At 72.8% G+C, this 15,448-nt stretch carries 17 protein-coding genes; 3 read left to right on the top strand and 14 right to left on the bottom strand.

Annotated features, from left to right (window positions below; genetic code table 11):
* Positions 1–212 precede the first annotated feature (212 nt).
* Positions 213–1,100 (top strand): DUF5667 domain-containing protein, encoded by an 888-nt coding sequence (locus AB0F61_RS12710; protein ID WP_357807858.1) that lies wholly within the window; start codon positions 213–215, stop codon positions 1,098–1,100.
* 126 nt (positions 1,101–1,226) lie between these two features.
* Complete coding sequence (locus AB0F61_RS12715) at positions 1,227–2,096, top strand: HAD-IB family hydrolase (protein WP_357807861.1); 870 nt, start codon at positions 1,227–1,229, stop codon at positions 2,094–2,096.
* A gap of 6 nt (positions 2,097–2,102) precedes the next feature.
* On the opposite strand, the gene AB0F61_RS12720 is transcribed toward AB0F61_RS12715, so the two are convergent.
* From AB0F61_RS12720 to AB0F61_RS12775, 12 genes are all read right to left on the bottom strand, one after another.
* Complete coding sequence (locus tag AB0F61_RS12720) at positions 2,103–2,996, bottom strand: lysophospholipid acyltransferase family protein (protein ID WP_357808129.1); 894 nt, start codon at positions 2,994–2,996, stop codon at positions 2,103–2,105.
* A 247-nt stretch (positions 2,997–3,243) separates the two neighbouring features.
* Entirely contained in the window at positions 3,244–4,320 is a 1,077-nt protein-coding gene (locus AB0F61_RS12725; protein ID WP_357807865.1) for an NAD-dependent epimerase/dehydratase family protein, read from the bottom strand.
* Between the two features lie 122 nt (positions 4,321–4,442).
* Complete coding sequence (locus tag AB0F61_RS12730; protein WP_007465623.1) at positions 4,443–4,544, bottom strand: AURKAIP1/COX24 domain-containing protein; 102 nt, start codon at positions 4,542–4,544, stop codon at positions 4,443–4,445.
* Positions 4,545–4,758: 214 nt separating this feature from the next.
* Positions 4,759–4,968, bottom strand: coding sequence for a helix-turn-helix domain-containing protein (locus AB0F61_RS12735; protein ID WP_110563213.1), 210 nt, complete (start codon positions 4,966–4,968; stop codon positions 4,759–4,761).
* A gap of 212 nt (positions 4,969–5,180) precedes the next feature.
* A complete protein-coding gene (locus tag AB0F61_RS12740) occupies positions 5,181–6,365 on the bottom strand; it encodes an ABC transporter permease (RefSeq protein WP_357807868.1) in 1,185 nt (394 codons plus the stop codon).
* Positions 6,362–7,258 (bottom strand): ABC transporter ATP-binding protein, encoded by an 897-nt coding sequence (locus AB0F61_RS12745; RefSeq protein WP_357807871.1) that lies wholly within the window; start codon positions 7,256–7,258, stop codon positions 6,362–6,364. The genes AB0F61_RS12740 and AB0F61_RS12745 overlap by 4 nt, the downstream gene beginning before the upstream one ends.
* Positions 7,255–8,646, bottom strand: coding sequence for an efflux RND transporter periplasmic adaptor subunit (locus AB0F61_RS12750; RefSeq protein ID WP_357807874.1), 1,392 nt, complete (start codon positions 8,644–8,646; stop codon positions 7,255–7,257). Before AB0F61_RS12750 ends, AB0F61_RS12745 begins: the two co-directional genes overlap by 4 nt.
* A 42-nt stretch (positions 8,647–8,688) precedes the next feature.
* On the bottom strand, positions 8,689–9,978 hold the full coding sequence (locus tag AB0F61_RS12755) for a hypothetical protein (protein ID WP_357807877.1): 1,290 nt from the start codon (positions 9,976–9,978) through the stop codon (positions 8,689–8,691).
* 105 nt (positions 9,979–10,083) lie between these two features.
* On the bottom strand, positions 10,084–10,422 hold the full coding sequence (locus AB0F61_RS12760; protein WP_357807879.1) for a YrdB family protein: 339 nt from the start codon (positions 10,420–10,422) through the stop codon (positions 10,084–10,086).
* The gene (locus AB0F61_RS12765; protein WP_357807882.1) at positions 10,419–11,018 is read right to left on the bottom strand and encodes a WHG domain-containing protein; all 600 of its coding nucleotides are present in this window, start codon (positions 11,016–11,018) and stop codon (positions 10,419–10,421) included. Before AB0F61_RS12765 ends, AB0F61_RS12760 begins: the two co-directional genes overlap by 4 nt.
* Positions 11,011–11,811: an alpha/beta hydrolase gene (locus AB0F61_RS12770; RefSeq protein ID WP_357807885.1), complete on the bottom strand. Its 801-nt coding sequence runs from the start codon at positions 11,809–11,811 to the stop codon at positions 11,011–11,013. Before AB0F61_RS12770 ends, AB0F61_RS12765 begins: the two co-directional genes overlap by 8 nt.
* Positions 11,812–11,917: 106 nt before the next feature.
* Positions 11,918–12,838 carry a proline dehydrogenase family protein gene (locus AB0F61_RS12775; protein WP_357807886.1) on the bottom strand — a complete coding sequence of 307 codons (921 nt, stop codon included), beginning with the start codon at positions 12,836–12,838 and terminating at the stop codon, positions 11,918–11,920.
* A gap of 104 nt (positions 12,839–12,942) precedes the next feature.
* Here AB0F61_RS12775 and AB0F61_RS12780 point away from each other — a divergent pair, with 104 nt between their 5' ends.
* Positions 12,943–13,530: a CGNR zinc finger domain-containing protein gene (locus tag AB0F61_RS12780; protein WP_357807888.1), complete on the top strand. Its 588-nt coding sequence runs from the start codon at positions 12,943–12,945 to the stop codon at positions 13,528–13,530.
* A 28-nt stretch (positions 13,531–13,558) separates the two neighbouring features.
* On the opposite strand, the gene AB0F61_RS12785 is transcribed toward AB0F61_RS12780, so the two are convergent.
* The gene (locus AB0F61_RS12785) at positions 13,559–14,365 is read right to left on the bottom strand and encodes a sugar phosphate isomerase/epimerase (RefSeq protein ID WP_357807890.1); all 807 of its coding nucleotides are present in this window, start codon (positions 14,363–14,365) and stop codon (positions 13,559–13,561) included.
* Positions 14,366–14,440: 75 nt separating this feature from the next.
* Complete coding sequence (locus AB0F61_RS12790; RefSeq protein WP_357807892.1) at positions 14,441–15,385, bottom strand: Ppx/GppA phosphatase family protein; 945 nt, start codon at positions 15,383–15,385, stop codon at positions 14,441–14,443.
* Positions 15,386–15,448 lie beyond the last annotated feature (63 nt).

Here is a 15,448-nt window from a genome sequence, read left to right on the forward strand (position 1 = left end):
ACGACGATCACTTTCTGTAATTTCCGCCCCGCCAGGCCCGTAACCCGTGCCCGGTCCGCCGCGTTTCTCCGGGTGCGACCGGTGGTTGTCCCGGCAGGCCGGGTCACCGAGGTCCGACCGGCAAGCCGGCGGCGCCTCACCTCCGTGGTGTCACACTGCCGCCCGGTCTCCGGCAACGACGGCGGCCGACCGGCCGTGACCAGCGAGAGGAGGTGCCTGCGGTGGACGACATCCTCTTCTCCCGCCGGCGCGCCGAGCGCTTCGCGCAGCTTCTCGACGAGGCCAACGGCGCTCGGCGACACCACGTACGAGCCCGGGTGGACGGTCAACTCGCGCCCCTCGTCGCAGTGGGCCAACGGATCAGCACCGACCCCCCGACTGTCGAGGTGGACCAGGACTTCCGTACCGGCCTGCGGGCGATGCTGCTCGCCACCGCCGAACGCGAAGGACTGGGCACCACACCGGCGGCCGGCGAACCAGCCGCCACGGGTCCGGCCACGACCGCCCGGGGACGGCTACTGCCGGCGGTCACCGCCCGGCGGGCCCGAGCCCGGGGCGCGATCCTGGTCGGCATCGCCGCCGGTGCCATCGCCGTCTCCGGCATCTCCGCCGCCAGCGAGAACGCGGTACCCGGCGACGCGCTGTACGGCATGAAGCGCTCGACCGAACGCGCTCAACTCGCCCTGGCCAGCTCCGACATCAGCCGCGGTCAACTCTTCCTGGACTTCGCCCGGACCAGACTCGGCGAGGCCGCCGAGCTGCGCGGCGACCGGATCGGCTACAGCGCCGTCCTCGACGACATGGACGCCGACACCCGGCAGGGTGTTCGCCTGCTGACCACCGCCGCGGCGCAGCGGGCAGAGCCGGGCAGCCTGGACACGCTCAACGCGTTCGTCACCGGCCAACGCCGGGCGGTGAGCGGTCTGCTCGACGGAAGCACCCGCGTCGACCGGGAACGGACCCAGCGGTCCCTGCGCCTGCTGGACAGCATCCGGGAACGCTCGGACACGCTGCGCGCGGCGATCGCCTGCGGCCTGCCGGCCCCGACCGCCAGCGACACCCTCGGCCCGCACCCGAGCACCTGCCCCGGCGCTCGCTGACGTCCCACCCCCTATACCGCACGTCCGACCGGCCGCGCCGCAGTTCGTTCTGTGCCCGGCCGGTCGACCGTGCGCGGCGGCTACCCTCGCTAGGGCATCCGTCGTACCGGTGAGGAAGGGAGTCGCGTGGCGCGCAGCCGTAAGGTGACGGTCAGTACCGACGCCGCGGGGCACACAGCGGGCTGGGCGGAGACCGACCTGGCCCCCGCCACCGCACCGGATTCGACGGCCGCGGCGTTCTTCGACGTGGACAACACCATGATGCAGGGCGCCTCGATCTACTGGTTCGCCCGTGGGCTCGCCTCCCGCAACTACGTCACCACCGCCGACCTGGCCCGCTTCGCCTGGCAGCAACTCCGGTTCCGGCTGATGGCCCGGGAGCACGCCGGTGACATGTCCCTGGCCAAGGAGGCCGCGCTGGCCTTCGTCCAGGGCTGGCGGGTCGACGACGTGGAGCACCTCGCGGAGGAGATCTTCGACGAGATGATGGCTCCCCGGATCTGGGCCGGCACCCACCAACTCGCGCAACGGCACCTGGCAGCCGGCCAGCGGGTGTGGCTGGTCAGCGCCGCCCCGGTGGAGATCGGCCGGGTGATCGCCGCCCGGCTCGGCCTGACCGGTGCCATCGGCACGGTGGCCGAGGTGAGGGACGGGGCGTACACCGGGCGGTTGGTGGGTGACCTGATGCACGGGCCGGCGAAGGCCGAGGCGGTCAGCCAGCTCGCCGCGGTGGAAGGGCTCGACCTGGTCCGCTGCGCGGCGTACAGCGACTCGGCAAACGACCTGCCGCTGCTCTCCGCGGTGGGCCGGGCGGTGGCGGTCAACCCGGACGGCGCCCTGCTGCGGCAGGCCCGCCAGCACGGCTGGGAGGTACGGGACTTCCGCACCGGTCGTCGAGCGGTCAAGATCGCCGTACCGTCCACCGCGGCGGCCGGGCTGGTCGTCGGCGCGGTCACCGCCGGGCTGGCGTTGCAGCGCCGCCGCCGCGCCGGCTGAGACGCGTCAGGGGCCGAACGGGTCGGGCCGTCGCTCCAGCAGTGTGTGCAGGGTCTGCTGGATGGTCTCCCGCACCTGGTCGGCGAGGTTGAAGACCACAAGCGGGTCGTCCGCCGAGTCGGTCAGGTGCGCGGTGGGAATCGGCGGGCAGAACTCGATGAGCCACTTGCTGGGCAGCGGCACCATGCCCAACGGCCCGAGCCACGGGAAGGTCGGCGTGACCGGGAAGTAGGGCAGTTTGAGCAGCCGCGCCAGGGGCTTGATGTCGGCGAGCATCGGGTAGATCTCCTCGCCGCCGACGATGGCGACCGGCACGATCGGGGTGCCGGTGCGCAGCGCCGCCGAGACGAAACCGCCCCGACCGAACCGTTGCAGCTTGTACCTGTCGGCGTAGAGCTTGCCGATGCCCTTGAAACCCTCGGGAAACACCCCGACCAGGTCGCCGCCGCCGAGCAGCCGCTCCGCGTCCGGGTTGCAGGCCACCGTGCCACCGGTCTTGCGGGCGAGCTCGGAGACCACAGGCATCCGGAAGACCAGGTCGGCGCCGAGCAGCCGAAGGTAGCGGTGGGCGGGATGCTTGTCGTGCAGCGCCGCCGAGAGGATCAACGCGTCCAGCGCGACCGTCCCCGAGTGGTTGCCGACCACCAGGGCGGGTCCGTCGACGGGCACGTGCTCGACGCCGCTGACCTCGGTGCGGAACCAGTCCCGGTAGAGCAGCCGCAGCAGGGGGTGGAAGACCGCGTCGGTCAACTCCGGGTCGAAGCCGAACTCGTCGACCTCGTAGTCGCCGGAGAGACGCCGGCGCAGGAAGGCCAGACCGTTCGCGACCTTGCGATCCCAGTGGTCGCCCGGCCGGTCCGGCACCGCCGGCTCGGTGCCACCCGACGGCGGAGCGTCCACCAGGTCGCCCGCGGGCTCGTCGGTGGCCGCGGTGTCGATCTCCTCGGTCGGCGTCGGGGTCGGGGTCGGCGCGACCTGGGCGGCCGGTCGATGTCCGTTACGCCGCGCCGGCTCCACGTCCGCCGCGGGCGGCTGCGGTACGTCGAAACGCCCGACCCCCTGCGGGTCGCGCCCCTCCCCCGGCCCGCTCACGGCATCACCTCGGTTCGCGACTGCGGGGCTCGCAAACCCCGCTCACTCCTCGCGCTCACGACGACCGATCCCGAACCGCGGAGCGGACCTGCCGGATGCCGTCCAGGACGAGTTGCTCGGCGGCGGCCAACTGCCCCCGGGTGACCACCACCCCGCCGTGGTGGGCGCGAATGAAGTCCTCGAACGCCTCGGCTGTGGAGCGGGGGGTGAAGTGGTACTCCTGCTCAAGTCGGGTGGTGTCGACCACCCGGCCGTGCACGAAGAGGTCGACCTGGTCCAGGCCGTAACGGCCGAAGCCCATGCTGCGGGCCAGCGCGGCGGCACCGGAGAGACCAGGCTCCAGCACCGGTACGGCGACCCGACCGGCCCGCCGGATCGCCTGCGACAGTGACAGCACCCCCGGACCGGCGACGTTGTAGGTGCCGGGATGGTCTTCCACGATCGACCGGTGCAGCACCTCCAACGCGTCGTCGAAGTGCAGGAACTGCAGACGGGGATCACGGCCGAAGACGGTCGGCACGAACGGCTGCGCGAAGTAGCGGGTCAACGTGGTGTCGGCGGTCGAGCCGATGAACGGGGCGAAGCGCAGCACCGTCGCGGTGACGTCGGACCGGCGGCGCCGGAAGCCACGGACGTACCCCTCAAGGTCGAGGATGTCGCGGCCGAAACCGCCGCGCGGCACCTCGCGGGGCTCGGTCTCCTCGGTGAAGACCGCCGGGTCCCGGAACGACACCCCGTACGCGGCTGTCGACGAACGGACCACGAGCTTGCGCAGCCGGGGTGCCCGTTGGCAGGCGGCGAGCAACTGCATGGTGCCGATGACGTTCTGGTCCTTCATCGCGGACCGGCCACCGTGCTGCGGGTCGGGGGAACTGACCAGGGCGAGGTGCACGACGGCGTCGACGTCCAGGTCGGCGAGGAGGCCACCGAGCGCACCCGGGTCGATGCGGATCCGTTCGACCCGGTCCAGCAGGTCGGTGAACTCGGTGCCGGAATCCGGTGCGTCGACGCCGATGACCCGCTCGATACGCGGGTCGGCCGCCAGTCGGGCCGCCACGTGGGCACCCAGGTAGCGGCCCACCCCGGTGACGAGGACGACCCCCGGAGCACCTGAGGTGCCACCGGGGGTCATCTGACGCACCTACCCCGGCAGGAAGGACCGAGCCGGGACGACCACGGCCTGATCACCTGAGCCTCCGGGGGTCGACAGTTTGGCAAGTGCCGCCGAATGCCGGGCTCAACGCCCGGCGGCGATCACTTGCCGAGACGGCGACGCTGGACGCGGGTCTTACGCAGCAGCTTGCGGTGCTTCTTCTTAGCCATGCGCTTACGGCGCTTCTTGACCACCGAGCCCATACGACAGCCTTTCGATACAACGTGCGGGGCGGACCGGATGACACCACTCAGGTGGCGACGGCGACCGCTTGCGGACAACGGACCGGACCAGTCTGGGCGGCGGGGCGCACCGGTGGGGTCTCGGTCGGGCTCCAGGGTAGCCGGAGGGCCTCAGCCGGACCAACGCGCCCCCGTCGATGCCGGTTGGGCGGCGCCCCGAAGGCCGAGCGGTGGCTCAGGCGGTCTCCTGGAAAGCGCCCCGGAGATATTCGTGCACCGCATGCTCAGGCACCCGGAATGACCGGCCGACCCGGACGGCGGTGAGTTCACCGCTGTGCACCAGGCGATAGACAGTCATCTTCGAGACCCGCATCACCGTCGCCACCTCCGCGACGGTCAGGAACCTGACCTCCGACAGCCGCCCGTCGGACTGTGACCCGGCCATGGCTCACCAACCCATCCCATGCCCGGCGCGTGCCAACCCGACGGATGCTCCGGGCCGGGCGGCGACGCGCGTGTTACCAGTACGGTAGCGGGGCGGCTGTGACCGGCGCGATCCCTTCGTACAACTGATCATGTTTCTTCTCGCCGTTCACCCGATCCACACTCCCGGAATCTCCCCGCCCGCGCCCGGCGTCCCGGTTGCTCCGACGCTGTTCACTCGGCGCGCAGCGCGACCACCGGGTCGAGTCGGCCGGCGCGCTGCGCGGGGACGACCCCGAAGACGATGCCCACCACCGCGGACACCCCGAAGGCGAGCGCCAACGACCACCAGGTGATCGCGGCCGGGATCGGCGACAGCCCGTCGACAAGCAGGGCGGTGCCCACGCCCAGCGCCATCCCGGTCAGCCCACCGATCGTGGTGAGCAGCACCGCCTCCAGCAGGAACTGCACACCGATGTCGCGGGGGCGGGCCCCGACGGCCTTGCGCAGCCCGATCTCCCGGGTCCGCTCCCGCACGCTCACCAGCATGATGTTGGAGACCCCGACACCGCCGACGAGCAGGGAGATGCCGGCGATGGCCGCCAGTACGCCGGTGAGAACGCCGAGGATGTCGCCGAGCACACCGAGGATCTGCTGCTGGGTGACCGCGCTGAACTCGGTGTCCGGGTGCCGGCGGCTCAGCTCGGCGACGATCCGTTCGCCCAACTCGTCGATGCGTTCCCGGTCCGGGGCCTTCACGGCGATGCCGTCCACCCGCTGGGTGCCCCAGAGCCGCTGCGCGGCGGTGACCGGCACGTGCACCTCGTCGTCCCGGTCGACGCCGAGGCTCTGCCCGAGTGGCGCGAAGACGCCGATCACCCGGAACCGCACCCCGGCCAGCGTCACCTGCTGGCCGAGCGGGTCACGGTCGGGGAAGAGCGTGCGGGCCACCGAGTCGCCGAGCACCGCCACCCGCCGGCTGGTGTCCACGTCGGTGCCGGTGAGGTAGCGGCCCCGGGCAAGCGACCGCGTGAACACCGTCGGGGTGGTCTCCAGCACCCCCTGCACGGTGGTGAAGTCGGTCCGGGACCCGGCCCGCGCGGTCGCCCCGGAGGCGATGGTGACCGCCACCCGATCGGGGTCGCCGACCACCCGGGTGACGGCGTCGACGTCCTTCAGGGTCAGCGGCGAGACCACCGGCGCGTTGCCCACCTCGATCCGGCCGGGGACGACAAGAAGCAGGTTGGAGCCGAGGCCCTCGACCTGCTGTTCGACCTTCTGTTTGGTGCCGGTGCCGATGGCCACCAGCAGGACCACCGAGGCGACCCCGATGATCACCCCGAGCATGGTCAGCGCGCTGCGCAGCCGGTTGGCCCGCAGGGCGTCGAGCGCCACCCGCCACGCCTCGGCGACCCTCACGCCGCGCCCCCCGGGCGCTCGACCTCGGGCCGGCCCGGGTCGGGCTCGAGCGGAAGGCGCCCGGTGGCTCCGGCGGCGCCACCGGAGCCACCGGACGGGTGCCCCGGGCCGCTTCCGGACGCGGACCGGGGCTCCGCGCTGGGAGCGGAGACCAGTGTCGCAGGTCGACCGAGATCAACGAACGGCGGTCGATCATGGGGGTTGTCGCTGTCCGCCACGACCACCCCGTCGCGCATCGTGATCCGGCGCTGGGCTCGGGCCGCCACCTCCTGGTCGTGGGTCACCATCACCAGCGCCACCCCGGACTCCACGTTCAACTGCTCCAACAACTCCAGCACCGCCGCGCCGGTGACGCTGTCCAGGTTGCCTGTCGGTTCGTCGGCGAGCAGCACCGTCGGCTCGGTGACCAGCGCGCGGGCGATCGCCACCCGTTGCTGCTCCCCGCCGGACATCTGGTTGGGCCGGTGGTCCAGGCGGTGCCCGAGGCCGACCCGGCCGAGCATCGCCGCCGCCCGCGCCCGACGCTGCCGCGCCGGCACGCCCCGGTAGACGAGCGGCAGGGCCACGTTCTCCACCGCCGAGGTACGCGGCAGCAGATGGAACGCCTGGAAGACGAAACCGATCGTCTCGTTGCGCAGGGCGGCCATCTCCGGCGGCGCGAGAGCGTTGACGTCCCGACCGCCGATCACCAACCGGCCACCGGTCGGCCGGTCCAGCCCGCCGAGGAGGTGCATGAGGGTGGACTTGCCCGAGCCGGACGGACCGACCAGGGCCACGTAGTCACCCGGTTGCACGACGAGCGACACCCCGCGCAGCGCCTCGACGGACACCCCGTCCAGGTGGTACGTCCGGGAAACCTCCACCGCCTCGATCGCCGGCGGGGTGCCGGTCACCGCACCTCCTGGCCGTCGCGCACCTGGTCGGTGCCGCGCACCACGATCCGGTCGCCGGGCTGCACACCGTTGAGGATCTGCACCAGATCCGACCCCTGTACGCCAACGGTGACCGCCGCCCGGTCGGCCCGGCCGTCGCGGACCACCCAGACCGCGTCCCGGCCGTCGGCGGAGAACACCGCCGAGGCGGGTACGGTCACCGCGTCGGCGGCCTCGCGTACCCGCAGGCGCACTATCGCGTTCATGCCCGGCCGGGGGTTCGGTGCCGGCTCGCCCTCGGCCATCTTCCCGACGCCCAGTGCGAGGCGCACCCGGTAGGTCACCCCGCCCTGGGCGGAGTTGGTGGGCAGCACGTCCACCGAGCGGACCGTCGCGTCGTAGCTGGCCCCGCCGACGGCGTCCAACTCGACGGTGGCGGTCACGCCGGCCTTGACCAGCAGCACGTCGGTCTCGTCCACCTCGGCGAGCAACCCCAACTGCCCGGTGTCCACCACTGTCAGCACCGGGGTGCCGGCGGTGACCTGACCGCCGACCGCGACCGCGTCGTCCACCCCGGCGGGCGTCCCGCCCTGGCTGGGCGTCAACGCGGACGGGTCGATGCCGGCCGCCTGGGCGCCACCGGCCTGCTCCAACAGCCCCGCGAGGCCACCTGTCGAGCCACCGCCGGCCCGGGTGCCGCCCGGCTGGACGATGCCGGCGATCGGGGCGCGCAGGGTCAGCGCGTCGACTGTCGCCTTCGCCAGGTCGTACGCCTGCTGGGCCTGTAGCCGTTGCGCCGCGGAGAGCGCGCCGACGGCCGAACTCAGCCCGTTGAACCCCCGCTGCACCGCGCGGACCGCCTGGTCGGCGCTGCGCGCGGCGGCAGCATACTGCCGCTGCGCCGACGTCACCTGGGTCAGCAGGGCGTCACGCACCTGCGGGTTGGCGATCTTCTCGGCGGCCTTGCGGGCGGCGTCGAACGCCTCGTCGGCGGCCTTGTCGGTGCCGCGTCGACTGCCGGTCAGGTCGCCCGTGGAGACACCCCGACCGGCGCGCTTCGCCGCGTCCAACGCCTCCTTCGCCTGCCGCAGCCGCTGCCGAGCCGACGGCGAGTCGACCACGGCGAGGACCTGACCGGCCCTGACCCGCTGTCCGGGTTGGACACGCAGGCTCGCCAGGGTGCCGTCGGCGGGAGCGGTGAGGGTCGCGGCGGCGCGGGCGGTGACTGTCGCCGGGGCGTCGATCAGCTCGCTCACCGGGTTACGGGCCGCCGACGCCAGCGCGAGGTCGGGGCCGTCGTCGCCGCACGAGGCGGCGGTGGTGGCGGTGAGGACGGCGACGGCGGTCAGGGCGGCGAGCAGGCGAGGCCGGACGGTGCTGCCCGGCCGAAGTGACTGAGGGCGGCGCACCCATCGATGGTACGGCGCACCGTCGCGCCGCCCGCGAGCACGTCAGGCGGTGGCGGCGCGGACATACGCGACGCACTCGTCGTGAAGCGTCGACCACTGCTCGCCGAACGCCTCCTCGGCGGCCACCTCAAGGGTCTTGCGCTCGTGCACCACGGCCTTGAAGAAGGTGAGCAACCGCTGTGGCCCGTACCTGTCGACGAGGTGCCGGACGGCCAGGTAGCCGACGCCGTAGCTGCCGGCGACCTGCTCGGCGGAGGCGTCGTCGGCCGGGTTGACGCCCGACAACTGGCCATCCCATTTGGCCCGGACCAGTTTGCGCACCTCGGCGAGCCCTTCGTACCTGTCGACCGCCTGGCCGCCGGTGCCGGCGAACTCGGCCAGCCCTTCCACCAGCCACCAGGTGGTCTTGCCCGGGTAGCCGCGTTCCGGAAGTGAGGCCGCGTGGGTCAACTCGTGCCGGAGCAGGTCGTCGGTGCCGCTGCTGGGGAGCCCGTCGGCGTTGAGCACCACCTCGTGGTGGCCGCCGCCCACGGTCACCGCGTAACCGCCGGTCCACCCTGGCCGGTCGCCGCCGTACCAGCGCTTCCATTCGGCGCGGCCGGCGTAGAAGATCCGGTAGCGGTCCGGCGGGGAGCCGGCGACCACGTACCCGTCGGCGACCTTGGCCGCCGCCTCGGCCTGGGCGAGCAGGCCGGGCAGTTTGCCGCGCAGCGCCGGGGTGGTGGCGACGATGGTCCGCGCGCCGATCGCCACGGCCAGGTCGCTGATCTCCCACGGTCGGGTGCCGGTCTCCACCGACTTGGATTCCTCCATGGCGACCAGTCGGGGCTGGTCGCCGTTCTCCCGCCAGCGGGTGCCGATCAGCACCGGGCTGGGTCGGCAGTTCGGCGCGACGAAGCAGTACTGGAAGCGCACCAGGAGCCGCCACTCCCCCGGCTTACCGATGATCGGCGCGGGCAGGCCGCTCGGTTCGGCCCGCCAGACGGTCACCTTCAGCGCGCGTAGTGCGGCGAAGCGTCGGCGCAGCTCGGTGTGCACGGCGGGTTCGGCGATCGCGAGGAAGCCGGCGCGATCGCCGCCGAGCAGCGCCGCGGACTGCCGGTCGAGCTGGGCGGTCATCCGGTCGGTCAGCTCTCGGGCCGCCACGGTGGCGGGGTCGTCGGACGTCAAGGCACCGGCCCGGCTGATCGTGGTCCGGGCGCCGCTCTCCCGTATCACTCCGGCGACGAGCAACGCCGGCAGGCCGCAGCCCAGCAGGAGGACGATCACCACGAGCCCGGTCCACAGTGGCCAGAGCCGCCGTAGTGATGGCTGATGCACCCCGTCGGTCACCCGGCGAAGGGTACGACCTGCCGGCCGATCGGGCGAGGCCGGCACGACCCCGACCCACTCCGCGGACCACGGCCAGGGACGCCGCCGGGGCCCGGGGGGTGCCACTCAGGCCTGGCGGCCAGCGCGGCGGAGCAGGATGGTGACGACCGCCCAGACGACGACCAGGGCGAGGCCGAGCCACGGCTGCCCGAGCAGGGCGAGCATCCCGCCGCCCAGCACGAACCAGCCGGCCTGGAAGGCGTGCTTGGCCGGTGGGCGCAGCGGGACCCGGGCACGAGGTGAGCCGAGGACGCCCCAGAGCCCGGCGAGCAGCAGCGGCACACCGACAGCGGCGAGCAGTCGGACGGCGGTGGGCACGTCCAGGGACCAGCCCCACCGAGCGCCGATGGCCAGGACGGCCAGCTCCAGCAGGAAGACCAGGAACAGCCCGAACGCCCGGATCATGGCTGGTCCGCCTGATCGACGATGCCGCGAACGCGGGGCCAGGAGCGGAACGCGACGTCCAAGCCAGCGATGAGTTGGTGGTACGAGCGGTCGACGTCGCGGGGCAGGCCGAAGCCGCCGGCAGCCTCCAGGGAGACGAACCCGTGCAGAGCGCTGCGCAGCGCCCGGGTCGCGTCCACCGAGTCGTCGTCGGTGAGCCCGTAGCCGCGCAGCACGGCGAAGATGGCGCCGACCGCGCGTTCACCCGCCTCGACGTGCTGCGGGTCGGTCGGGTCGGGCACCCGCTGCGTGGCCGGGTAGCGGCCGGGGTGGCGGTGGGCGTAGTCGCGGTACGCGTCGGCCATGGCCCGCAGCGCGTCGCCGCAGGAGCGGCCGACGGCGGCGGCGGTCAGCTCGGTGGCCAGCTCGGCGGTGGCGAGGGCGGAGAGCTTCTGGGCCAGCGCGTCCGCCCCGCGCACGTGCTTGTAGAGGCTGGGCAGGGCGACGCCCAGCCGGCTGGCGAGCGCGGCGAGGGTGAGCTGCTGGTAGCCGACCTCGTCGGCCAGCCGGGCCGCCTCCCGTACGACGGTCTGCTGGTTGAGGCCGACCCTAGGCATCGGCGCACACCGCCAGGAAGCCGAGCAGCTCCTCGGCGGTGCGCTGCGGCTGGTCGGCGTGCGGGTAGTGGCCGGACTCCTCGATCATCCGGGCCTCGGCCGTGCGGAAGAGCCGGCGGGCGGCCCGCGCCTCGGCGCCCGGGTCGGGGAAGTCCGGGTCCCTGGTACCCATCAGCACCAGCACTGGTTGCCGCACCTGGGGGGCGCGGGCGGTCCAGTGCGGTTCGGCCGGTGCGACCACTCCGCGCATCGCGGCCATCCGGCCGGGCTCGCGCAGGTTGGCCACCATCGCGCGGCGGTACGCCTCGTCGTCGGCGGGCCGGTGCACCGGGAAGAGCGTCTTGTGGAACATCCCGAACAGTCGGGGGCTGTGCAGCACTGACCACATCGCCGCCCGCAGCAGCGGGTTGAGCTTCGACTGACCGACGAACGCGCCGATCTGCACGATGCCGGTGACCAGCTCGGGGGCGTCGGTGGCGGCGAAGACCACCGCCGCGGCGGCGGACGAGTTGCCGACCAGCACGGCCGGCCCCGCGTCGAGGTCGCGGACCACGGCCAGCAGGTCGGCGCCGACCTCCGCCGGGGCGTACGTGGGCCAGCCGGTGCTGGACTCGCCGTGCCCTCGGACGTCCACCGAGGCGACCCGGTGACCGGCGGCGACAAGCAGGGGCACGAGGTGCCGGAAGCTCGCCCGGTTCTCTCCCATGCCGTGCGCGAGGACGACCAACGGCCCCTCGCCGTGCACCTCGTACGCGATGTGTCCGTTGTCCCGCCGCACCTGGCTAGCTGTCATAGCCGTAAAGCTAATACACTTAGCCAACGATGGCAAGCCGACTACGCGAAACGGGCCGGCGGCGACCCGCGAGGTCACCGCCGGCCCGTCGGCCGAACCGGAGGAACTACTTCTTGGAGATCAGGGCGCGGCCGAAGAAGACCAGGTTGGCGGGGCGCTCGGCGAGCCGGCGCATCAGGTAGCCGTACCACTCGTCGCCGTACGGGACGTAGGTGCGCACGGTGTAGCCCTCGCCGGCCAGGCGGGCCTGCTCCTCCGGGCGGATGCCGTAGAGCATCTGGAACTCGAAGCGATCCGGCCCCCGGTCGAACCAGCGGGCCCGGTCCTCGCCGATGGCGATCATCCGCGGGTCGTGGGTGGCAAGCATCGGGTAGCCGTCGCCGGACATCAGGATGTTCAAGCAGCGGACGTAGGACTTGTCGACCTCACGGGCCGACTGGTACGCCACCGACTCCGGCTCCTTGTACGCGCCCTTGCACAACCGCACCCGCGAACCGGCCGAGGACAGCTCCCGGCAGTCCGACTCGGTCCGCCGCAGGTACGCCTGGAGCACGGCACCTGTCGACGGGAAGTCCTTGCGCAGCCGGCTCAGCACCTCCAACGTCGAGTCGGTGGTGGTGTGGTCCTCCATGTCCAGGGTGACAGTGGTGCCCGCCGCGTCCGCCGCCGCGCAGATCGCCCGCGCGTTGTCGTACGCCAACTGCTCGTCGAACAACTGGCCGAGGGCGGAGAGCTTCACGCTCACCTCGGCGGCCGGGGTGAGCCCGGCGCCGCCGAGCATCTTCAGCAACTTCAGGTATTCGTCCCGGGTGGCGATGGCCTGCTCGGGGGTGACGGTGTCCTCACCGAGGTGGTCGAGGGTGACCGCGAGACCGTCGTCGACGAGCCCGCGGGTCGCGCGCAACGCGTCGTCGGTGGCGGCGCCGGCGACGAACCGGCGAACGACGTCCCGGGTGTACGGGGCGGTCGCGACGAGCCGCTCGACCTGGGATGACCGGGAGGCGGCGAGGATGACGGAACGGAGCATGAACCGAGCGTATCGCCCCTGCCAGGAGGCCCGCCGAGGGGCGGCGAGGGCGCCGCACTACATCGACGCGCCGCGCGCCCCGTGAGTCGTCTACCGTTGGGGGCGTGAACTTCGACGCGTACGCCCGGACCGGCGTTGACCTGGTCAACGCCCGCCTGGACGACCTCGACGACCTGCGAGCCCTCTTCGCCGACGACCACGCCTGGATGAGCGACGAGGTCGCGGACCGGGACGTCGCGATCTTCCGCCGGGCCCAGAAACGGTTGCGCGACGTCTTCGAGTACGGCACCTCGGGGCGGGACGCCCAGGCGGTCACCGAGCTGAACGGGTTGCTTGAGGCGTTCCCGGTGCAGCCGCGCATCTCCGGGCACGACTCCAGCGACTGGCACATGCACGTGACCAGCCGGGGCGCCTCGGTCAGTGCGGAATACCTGGCCGGCGCGGTCTGGGGGCTGTCGGTCTGGCTCTGCGAGTACGGCAGCGCCCGGTTCGGGGTCTGCGCCGACGAACGGTGCGGCAACGTCTACCTGGACACGTCGTCCAACTGCTGCCGGCGGTTCTGCTCTGAGCGCTGCGCCACCCGCTCGCACGTGGCGGCCCACCGTGCCCGCAAGCGGGCGGCGGGCGGTGAGCAGGTGACGGTCGCCGCGCAGCCGACGAGCGCCGTCGACTCGCTCTCCCCGGTGAGCTGACACCGCCGCCCGGCGCGGGCGGACGTGGTCAGGCGTCGACCGGGGACGACGCGGTCAGGTGCTGACGGGCGAACTCCAGCGCGGCACGCAGGTCCGCCTCGCGTACCGCGCGGCTCTTCGCGCCCCGGGTGGCGACCTCCACCGCCACCGACCCGGTGAAGCCGCGCCCGGCCAGCGAGGAGAGCAGCTCAGCGCAGGGCTGGGTGCCGCGGCCGGGCACCAGGTGCTCGTCGCGGCCCTCGCCGGTGCCGTCACCCAGGTGCACGTGCGCCAGCCCGGCGCCCATCCGGTCGGCCATCTCCAGGGGGTCGCTGTGCGAGGCCGCGCAGTGCGACAGATCAAGGGTGTACGACGGGTAGCCGGTGTCGGTGGGATCCCACCCCGGCACATACGGGACGAACTGCCGACCCGCCATCCGCACCGGGTACATGTTCTCCACAGCGAACCGCAGCCCGCTGAACCGGTCCGCGACCGTGGCCAACCCCTCGGTGAAGTTACGCGCGTAGTCCCGTTGCCAGGTGAACGGCGGGTGCACCACGACCGTCGGCGCCTCCAGCGTCTCGGCCAGCTCGGCGGCCTTGCGCAGCCGCTCCCACGGGTCCGGGCTCCACACCCGCTGGGTGACCAGCAGGCAGGGCGCGTGCACCGAGAGCACCGGCACGCCGTAGTGCGTGGAGAGACCGCGCAGCGCGCCCGCGTCCTGGCTGACCACGTCGGTCCAGACCATCACCTCGACCCCGTCGTAGCCGAGTGCCGCGGCCAGTTGGAACGCCGCCGCGGTCGGCTCGGGAAAGACCGACGAGCTGGACAGGAGCACGGGAACGCGGGAAGTCACGTCAGCCAGCGTAGCCCGGCAGCGCTGCCGTCATCACCACGAGCACCGGCAAACCGGCTGAAACCGGCCGCCGGGTCAGATCGGTTCGAGTTGATCCAGTCGACGGAGGATGACGCCCTCGCGCAGCGCCCACGGACAGATGTCGAGCGAGTCCAGATCCAGGCGACGCATCACCGCCTCGGCGACCACTGCACCCGCGAGCAACTGGTGCGCCCGACCCGCGCTGACCCCCTCCAACTCCATCAACTGGGCCGGTGGGATGTGCCGGATGAACCCGATGACCTGCCGCAGGCCCGCCCGGGTCAGGCTGCGCCGCGCCCAGAGCCCGGCACCGGAGGGCGCGGCCCCGGCCAGTCGGGCCAGGGTGCGGAACGTCTTCGAGGTGGCGACCGCCCGGTCCCAGCCCACCTCGGTCATCTGATCGACGACCTTGTCCAGCCGCCCGTCCACGTACTCCCGGAGCTTCTCGACGGTCTCCGCCGACGGCGGGGCCGCGCTGGCCGGATCGACCCGCAGCCGTTCCCGGGTCAGCCGACCGGCCCCGAGCGGCAGTGAGACCGCCACGTCCGGGTCCTCGTCGATCCCGGCGGCGATCTCCAACGAGCCGCCGCCGATGTCCAGCACCAGCAGCCGCCCCGCCGACCAGCCGAACCAACGCCGCACGGCCAGGAACGTCGACCGCGCCTCGTCCGCCCCGGAGAGCACCGCCAGCCGTACGCCGGTCTCGTCGCGGACCCGGGCCAGCACCTCGGGCGCGTTCGTGGCGTCGCGCACCGCGGACGTGGCGAAGGCGATCAGGTCGTCGGCTGCCAGGCCGGCGGCCGCCGCCTTGGCCATGCCCACGGCCTTGACCAGGCCATCGGCACCCGCCTCGGTCAGCGCTCCGTCGGGGCCGATCTGCTCGGCCAGCCGGAGCACCACCTTCTCGGAGTGCGCCGGCCACGGGTGCGCGCCGTGGTGCGCGTCCACCACAAGGAGGTGCACCGTGTTGGATCCGACGTCGAGGACACCCAGTCGCATGGTGAAGACCCTAGGTGCAACGCGTTTGCGCGGCTCGCCGGCCTGCGGACGTCACCGCGCGTA

The sequence above is a fragment of the Micromonospora sp. NPDC023888 genome, assembly GCF_040639415.1.
GTDB lineage: Bacteria > Actinomycetota > Actinomycetes > Mycobacteriales > Micromonosporaceae > Micromonospora.